Source organism: Ruegeria sp. (assembly GCF_028066395.1).
GTDB lineage: Bacteria > Pseudomonadota > Alphaproteobacteria > Rhodobacterales > Rhodobacteraceae > Ruegeria.
In genome coordinates this window covers 1-6,654 of the sequence record NZ_JALCBM010000037.1, presented here as the reverse complement: position 1 = coordinate 6,654, position 6,654 = coordinate 1, and the positions used below count along the sequence as shown (strand labels likewise).

6 protein-coding genes are annotated in these 6,654 nt (G+C 59.6%); 4 read left to right on the top strand and 2 right to left on the bottom strand.

What is annotated here, in order from left to right; genetic code table 11:
• Positions 1-1,226, bottom strand: a 1,226-nt coding sequence (locus MPJ51_RS12620; RefSeq protein WP_298387130.1) for a nucleobase:cation symporter-2 family protein, incomplete at its 3' end; no start/stop codon positions are given.
• 262 nt (positions 1,227-1,488) lie between these two features.
• On the opposite strand from MPJ51_RS12620, the gene MPJ51_RS12615 reads away from it, so the two are divergent.
• On the top strand, positions 1,489-2,358 hold the full coding sequence (locus tag MPJ51_RS12615) for a DMT family transporter (protein ID WP_298387127.1): 870 nt from the start codon (positions 1,489-1,491) through the stop codon (positions 2,356-2,358).
• On the opposite strand, the gene MPJ51_RS12610 is transcribed toward MPJ51_RS12615, so the two are convergent.
• Entirely contained in the window at positions 2,343-3,125 is a 783-nt protein-coding gene (locus MPJ51_RS12610) for a putative rhamnosyl transferase (protein WP_298387125.1), read from the bottom strand. The two genes, MPJ51_RS12615 and MPJ51_RS12610, sit on opposite strands and share 16 nt — an antisense overlap.
• A 396-nt stretch (positions 3,126-3,521) precedes the next feature.
• On the opposite strand from MPJ51_RS12610, the gene rpsL reads away from it, so the two are divergent.
• Genes rpsL through fusA form a run of 3 tightly spaced genes read left to right on the top strand, consistent with a single transcriptional unit; the run spans position 3,522 to position 6,515 of the window.
• Positions 3,522-3,893: a 30S ribosomal protein S12 gene (gene rpsL / locus MPJ51_RS12605; RefSeq protein WP_005621086.1), complete on the top strand. Its 372-nt coding sequence runs from the start codon at positions 3,522-3,524 to the stop codon at positions 3,891-3,893.
• Positions 3,894-3,908: 15 nt separating this feature from the next.
• Entirely contained in the window at positions 3,909-4,379 is a 471-nt protein-coding gene (gene rpsG, locus MPJ51_RS12600; protein WP_008756926.1) for a 30S ribosomal protein S7, read from the top strand.
• Positions 4,380-4,397: 18 nt separating this feature from the next.
• Entirely contained in the window at positions 4,398-6,515 is a 2,118-nt protein-coding gene (gene fusA / locus MPJ51_RS12595) for an elongation factor G (protein WP_298387055.1), read from the top strand.
• Positions 6,516-6,654 lie beyond the last annotated feature (139 nt).

The window sequence follows — 6,654 nt, the reverse complement described above, 5'->3', positions numbered from 1 at the left end:
GACAGCGACACGGCGAAGATCACCATGTTGCGCCGGTTCCATGCCACGTCCGACAGCATCGAGACACCCGCGGCCACGACCATTCCGAACATGACGATCACGCCGCCGCCCAGAACCTCGATGGGAACGGTGCGGATGATGCCGCCGACCTTGGGTACCAGCCCGCAGATGATCAGGAAGGTCGCGCCGATGGTGACGACGTGGCGACTCATGACGCCGGTCATGGCAATCAGGCCGACGTTTTGGCTGAATGAGGTGTTTGGGAACCCTCCGAAGATACCGGCAAGGGCGGTGCCGAAACCGTCCGCATAGGTGGCGCCCTGGATTTCCTTGTCGGTGGCTTCACGACCGGCGCCGCCCTTGGTGATACCGGACACGTCCCCGACCGTTTCGACCGCTGAGACAAAGGCCATGAGGCAGAACCCGATCACGGCGGCCAGCGAGAATTCAAAGCCGTATTTGAAGGGCTGGGGCAGGGCGAAGGCTGCGGACCGCTCCCACGAGCCTGCGATGGCCTCAACCGGCAGTTTGCCAACGAGGATGCAGTAGATGTAGCCCACCAGAATGCCGATCAGTACGGCCGAGACCGACAGCATTCCGCGCGTGAAGAATTTCAGGCCCAGCGTCACGAAGACCACGATCAGGGCCGGAACCCAGCTGGACAGCGAGCCATAGCTTTCCGCCCCGGATGCTTTGGCGGGGACACCTCCGGCGGCGTATTCGATGCCCACCTTGACCAGTGCCAGACCGATCATGGTCACGACCAGACCGGTGACCAGCGGTGGCAGGGCAAAGCGGATTTTGCCGATCACTGTGCCCAGAAGGGCATGGAACAGCCCGCCGATGATCACGCCTCCGAACAGGGCGGCGAGGCCGTCGACGCCTTTTCCGGCGACCAGAGGGATCATGATCGGGATGAAGGCAAAGGACGTGCCCTGCACGATGGGCAAGCCCGCCCCGACCGGGCCGAGGGTCACGGTTTGCAGCAGGGTGGCGACGCCCGCGAACAGCATCGACATCTGGATCAGATACAGCAATTGCGGGAAATCCGGGCTGTTCGAGCCAAAGCCGAACCCCGCGGCCCCGGCCACGATGATCGCCGGTGTCACGTTCGAAACGAACATGGCCAGCACATGCTGAATCCCCAAAGGAACGGCGCGGTGCAGGGCCGGTAAGTAATTCGGATCGCGGAGCTGTTCCGGCGTTCCAATGGATGAAGCTGACATGGGTGTCCTCCCGTTCAATCCGTGCTGCCCGCCGTTGATCGGCGGTTGTTTTGATGGTCGCGCCGGGCGGCGTGAATGCAGGTCTTTTGGTTGAAGCCGCACGTTTCCAACCGTTCAGAGTTGTTCATTGATAAACCAGCCCAATCCCGCTGGTTTTCAAAAATCCCAGAAAGGTGCTTTCGCGGATTGCGCGTCATGTGTTGACATTGCGTTAACCAAAGGGGCCAATGCCGCAATTGATTTAAGACCGGACCCGATTGAAATGACTCCGAATGTCAAAGGCGCGTTGCTGATGATGGGCAGCATGGCGGCTTTTACCGTTAACGATGCGATCGTGAAAGTTGTTGGTCAGGGCATGCCCCTGTTTCAAATGGTGGCCTTGCGTGGGGCGCTGGCGACGGTGCTTGTGTATTTTCTGGCCCGTCATCTGGGGGCCCTGCATCTGAACTTTGCCACGCATGACAAGTGGCTGATCGGCCTGCGCTGTCTGGCCGAGCTGTCGACCACATTCTTCTTCCTGACCGCCCTGATGCATATGCCGCTGGCGAATGTGACGGCGGTGCTGCAGGTGTTGCCGTTGACCGTGACGCTGGGCGCGGCCGTGTTCTTCAATGAGCCCATAGGCTGGCGGCGCATGGTGGCGATTGGCATGGGGTTTATCGGCATGCTGCTGATCGTCCGGCCCGGCCCCGAGGGGTTCAGCATCTATGCGATTTATGCGCTGATCGCCGTGGCCTCGGTCACCGTGCGCGACCTGATCACGCGGCGGATGTCGGCGCAGGTGCCTTCGATGCTGATCACATTGGCCACGTCCCTGTCGATCACTGTCACCGCGGCGGTGATCTCGGTCTTTGAGGGGTGGGTGCCCGTTACCGCAATGTCAGGCTCGCTTGTGGCCTCGGCGGCGGTGTTCGTGCTTTTGGGCTATTTGTGCAGCGTGATGGTGATGCGGGTGGGCGAGGTCGGGTTCGTGGCCCCGTTCCGTTATTCCTCGCTGATCTGGGCGCTGGGGTTGGGCTGGGCGATGTTCGGGGAATGGCCGGACAGTGTCACAATGCTCGGTGTAGGGCTGGTTGTCGGTGCAGGGCTGTTCACCCTGTTCCGCGAGCGGGCGGTTCACGCCCCGGAATAGAGGGCAAATCGTTGGGCGAAAATGGCCCTTTGGTCATCGTCCAGCGGTGCCAGCTTGTGCCGCTGTTTATGCGCGTTGGGCGAGTCGTTGAACCCGTTCAGGCTGCGTATCCACATCGGTTCGTCCGGATAGCTGATGACGGGCATGAAATGGCCCATGCGCTGATGGGCGAAATTCATGATCGTTAGATCACAGCCGCCCTGAACATACATGCCCAGACCGGCGGACACGAGGCTGCGATACTGGGGCAGGGCACGCATGCCTTCGGCATTCACTTCGGCCAGAAAGCCATGGTTGAAATCAATGGCGACAGTTTTGTTGGCCTCGAAAAGCCCGCCGCAATCCTGTTTTGCCCGGCGTAGGTGTTCGACGAAGTTCACCGCAACGGCATCGTCATCGTCCAGTCGAAATTGCAGGCATGGCTGGGCCGTGTCTCGGCGGGCGGTGTTCAGAATGCGCTTCATGACCGTGCGATGTTCACCCGGGGCCTGCGCTATGATACGAACCTGCGGCATACCGCTGGTCAGATCATGCAGCCGGTCAAGGGCCGCTTTCGGCAGGCAATCCCCGATCACGATGACAAAGTCGAAATCCTCATCCGTTTGCGCCTGCAGGCCGGGCAGGGTGAGGGTTTCGAACAGGCGGAACCGTTCTTCCAGCCGGTCGGGGGCATACAGATAGCGACGCCGATCCCCGACCGTGTCATGTTCGATCTGAAAGCCTCCGACGGCGGGGTAGGAAAAGCGGCAGAGGCCGATGACTTGCATGGTTCATCCGTTGAAAGGCGCGTGAGCGGACTATGCCCCTGCGTCCCCGCGCCCGCAACCGGTCAAGGCGGTGGCGCCGGGCAGTAAAGCCTGATAAATCAGCGCAACCCGGCCCGAAGACAGCGAAACCCCGAGTGCTGTTGACACCCGGCCCGACTCCCCTTAATACGCGCGACATCTCGGTACCGGGGGCCGCCCCATAACCGATTTCAGTAATGAACTGGTCAAGGCCCGGACAATTTTGCCGTTCGCGCCCTCTGATAACCAACCGCGACGTTCACCTCGGAATGGGAACGCTCGCGGATTTTGCGCTTGTGGACGCATGAGTGCAGCGAATTTAACCGCACGCAACCCGCGTGCATGTCATGTGTGTTGCAAAACGGGGAAGAAACCGGAATGCCAACTATTCAACAGCTGATCCGCAAACCGCGGCAGCCCAAAGTAAAACGCTCGAAGTCCATGCACCTGGAGCAGTGCCCGCAGAAACGCGGCGTCTGCACCCGCGTGTACACCACCACACCGAAGAAACCGAACTCGGCTATGCGTAAGGTTGCCAAGGTGCGCCTGACCAACGGGTTCGAGGTCATCTCGTACATCCCCGGTGAAAGCCACAACCTGCAGGAACACTCGGTTGTTCTGATCCGTGGCGGCCGTGTAAAAGACCTTCCCGGTGTGCGTTACCACATCCTGCGCGGTGTTCTGGATACTCAGGGCGTCAAAGACCGTAAGCAGCGTCGTTCGAAATACGGCGCGAAGCGTCCCAAGTAAGAAGGAGAGGCTGATATGTCACGTCGTCACGCCGCCGAAAAACGCGAAGTCCTGCCTGACGCCAAATTTGGCGACAAGGTTCTGACCAAATTCATGAACAACCTGATGATCGACGGCAAGAAGTCGGTCGCAGAGCGCATCGTCTACAACGCGTTTGATCGCGTTGAAGGCAAGATCAAGCGCGCTCCTGTCGAAGTGTTCCACGAAGCGCTCGACAACATCAAACCGTCGGTCGAGGTTCGCTCGCGCCGGGTTGGTGGTGCAACCTATCAGGTTCCGGTCGAAGTCCGGCCCGAGCGTCGCGAAGCACTGGCCATCCGCTGGCTGATCACCGCTGCGCGCGGTCGCAACGAAAACACCATGGAAGAGCGCCTTGCAGGCGAGCTGCTGGACGCCGTTCAGTCCCGCGGTACTGCCGTCAAGAAACGCGAAGACACCCACAAGATGGCCGAGGCGAACAAAGCCTTCAGCCATTACCGTTGGTAATCCCAGAGGCTTAGACACATGTCACGCGAATATCCTCTCGAACTGTACCGTAACTTCGGTATCATGGCGCATATCGATGCAGGTAAGACCACCTGCTCGGAGCGTATCCTGTATTACACTGGTAAATCCCACAACATCGGTGAGGTGCACGACGGTGCAGCCACCATGGACTGGATGGAGCAGGAGCAGGAACGCGGCATCACCATCACTTCGGCTGCGACCACCACTTTCTGGGAGCGCACCGAGGACGGTCAGACCGCCGATACCCCCAAGCACCGCCTGAACATCATCGACACCCCCGGCCACGTTGACTTCACCATCGAAGTCGAACGCTCGCTGGCGGTTCTCGACGGTGCCGTCTGCGTTCTGGACGCAAACGCCGGTGTTGAGCCCCAGACCGAAACCGTGTGGCGTCAGGCTGACCGCTACAAGGTTCCGCGTATGGTTTTCGTCAACAAAATGGACAAGATCGGCGCTGACTTCTTCAACTGCGTCAACATGATCGAAGACCGCACCGGCGCACGTGCTGTTCCGGTTGGAATTCCGATCGGTGCCGAGTCCGAGCTGGAAGGTCTGATCGACTTGGTCACCATGGAAGAGTGGCTGTGGCAGGGCGAAGATCTGGGCGCAAGCTGGATCAAAGCGCCGATCCGCGACAGCCTGAAAGACATGGCTGACGAATGGCGCGGCAAGATGATCGAAGCGGCCGTCGAAATGGACGACGACGCGATGATGGAGTATCTGGAAGGCAATGAGCCCGACGTTCCGACCCTGCGCAAACTGCTGCGCAAGGGCACATTGGAAATCGCGTTCGTTCCGGTTCTGGGTGGTTCGGCGTTCAAGAACAAAGGCGTTCAGCCGCTGCTCAACGCTGTGATCGACTATCTGCCCAGCCCGCTGGACGTTGTCGATTACATGGGCTTCAAACCCGGCGACGAGGAAGAAGTTCGTGACATCGCCCGTCGTGCAGACGACGACATGGCCTTCTCGGGTCTGGCGTTCAAAATCATGAACGACCCCTTCGTTGGCTCGCTGACCTTTACCCGGATCTACTCGGGCACCATGAACAAGGGTGACTCGATCCTGAACTCGACCAAAGGTAAGAAAGAGCGCATCGGCCGTATGATGATGATGCACTCGAACAACCGGGAAGAGATCGAAGAAGCGTTTGCAGGCGACATCATCGCGCTGGCGGGTCTGAAAGACACCACAACCGGCGACACCCTGTGTGACGCGAAGGATCCGGTGGTTCTGGAAACCATGACCTTCCCCGATCCGGTGATCGAGATCGCGGTTGAGCCCAAAACCAAGGGCGACCAAGAGAAGATGTCCCAGGGTCTGGCCCGTCTGGCCGCCGAAGACCCATCCTTCCGTGTGGAAACCGACCTGGAATCGGGTCAGACCATCATGAAGGGCATGGGCGAACTTCACCTGGACATCCTGGTGGACCGTCTGAAGCGCGAGTTCAAGGTCGAGGCGAACATCGGTGCACCGCAGGTGGCCTATCGTGAAACCATCTCGATGCCGGTCGAACACACCTACACCCACAAGAAACAGTCGGGTGGTTCGGGTCAGTTCGGCGAAGTTAAGCTGGAAATCCAGCCGACCGAGCCGGGCGAAGGGTACTCGTTCGAAAGCCGCATCGTTGGTGGTGCCGTTCCGAAGGAATACATCCCGGGGGTCGAAAAAGGCATCAACTCGGTCATGGATAGCGGCCCGCTGGCTGGCTTCCCTGTGATCGACTTCAAGGTTGCCCTGCTGGACGGTAAGTTCCACGACGTTGACTCGAGCGTTCTGGCGTTCGAAATCGCGGCCCGTATGTGTATGCGTGAAGGCATGCGCAAAGCTGGCGCGAAACTGCTGGAACCGATCATGAAGGTCGAAGTGATCACCCCGGAAGAATACACCGGCGGCATCATCGGCGACCTGACCTCGCGTCGTGGCCAGGTGTCTGGTCAGGAACCGCGCGGCAACGCAATCGCGATCGACGCGTTCGTTCCGCTGGCGAACATGTTCGGCTATATCAACACTCTGCGTTCGATGTCGTCGGGCCGTGCCCAGTTCACCATGCAGTTCGACCACTACGATCCGGTTCCGCAGAACATCTCGGACGAGATTCAGGCAAAATACGCATAAGAAGGCAGGCCGGGCTGAAACCCGGCCTGTCCATTCATCGTAGGCCGGGCTTCAGCCCGGCACCCGCAAAATAAGGAGGCCATCATGGCAAAGGAAAAGTTTGAGCGTACAAAACCGCACGTCAACATCGGCACGATTG

Excerpts from the sequence above, each read along its gene's own strand:
- MPJ51_RS12615 (WP_298387127.1), top strand. The coding sequence starts at position 1,489 with ATGACTCCGAATGTCAAAGGCGCGTTGCTGATGATGGGCAGCATGGCG.
- MPJ51_RS12610 (WP_298387125.1), bottom strand. The coding sequence starts at position 3,125 with ATGCAAGTCATCGGCCTCTGCCGCTTTTCCTACCCCGCCGTCGGAGGC.
- rpsL (WP_005621086.1), top strand. The coding sequence starts at position 3,522 with ATGCCAACTATTCAACAGCTGATCCGCAAACCGCGGCAGCCCAAAGTA.
- rpsG (WP_008756926.1), top strand. The coding sequence starts at position 3,909 with ATGTCACGTCGTCACGCCGCCGAAAAACGCGAAGTCCTGCCTGACGCC.
- fusA (WP_298387055.1), top strand. The coding sequence starts at position 4,398 with ATGTCACGCGAATATCCTCTCGAACTGTACCGTAACTTCGGTATCATG.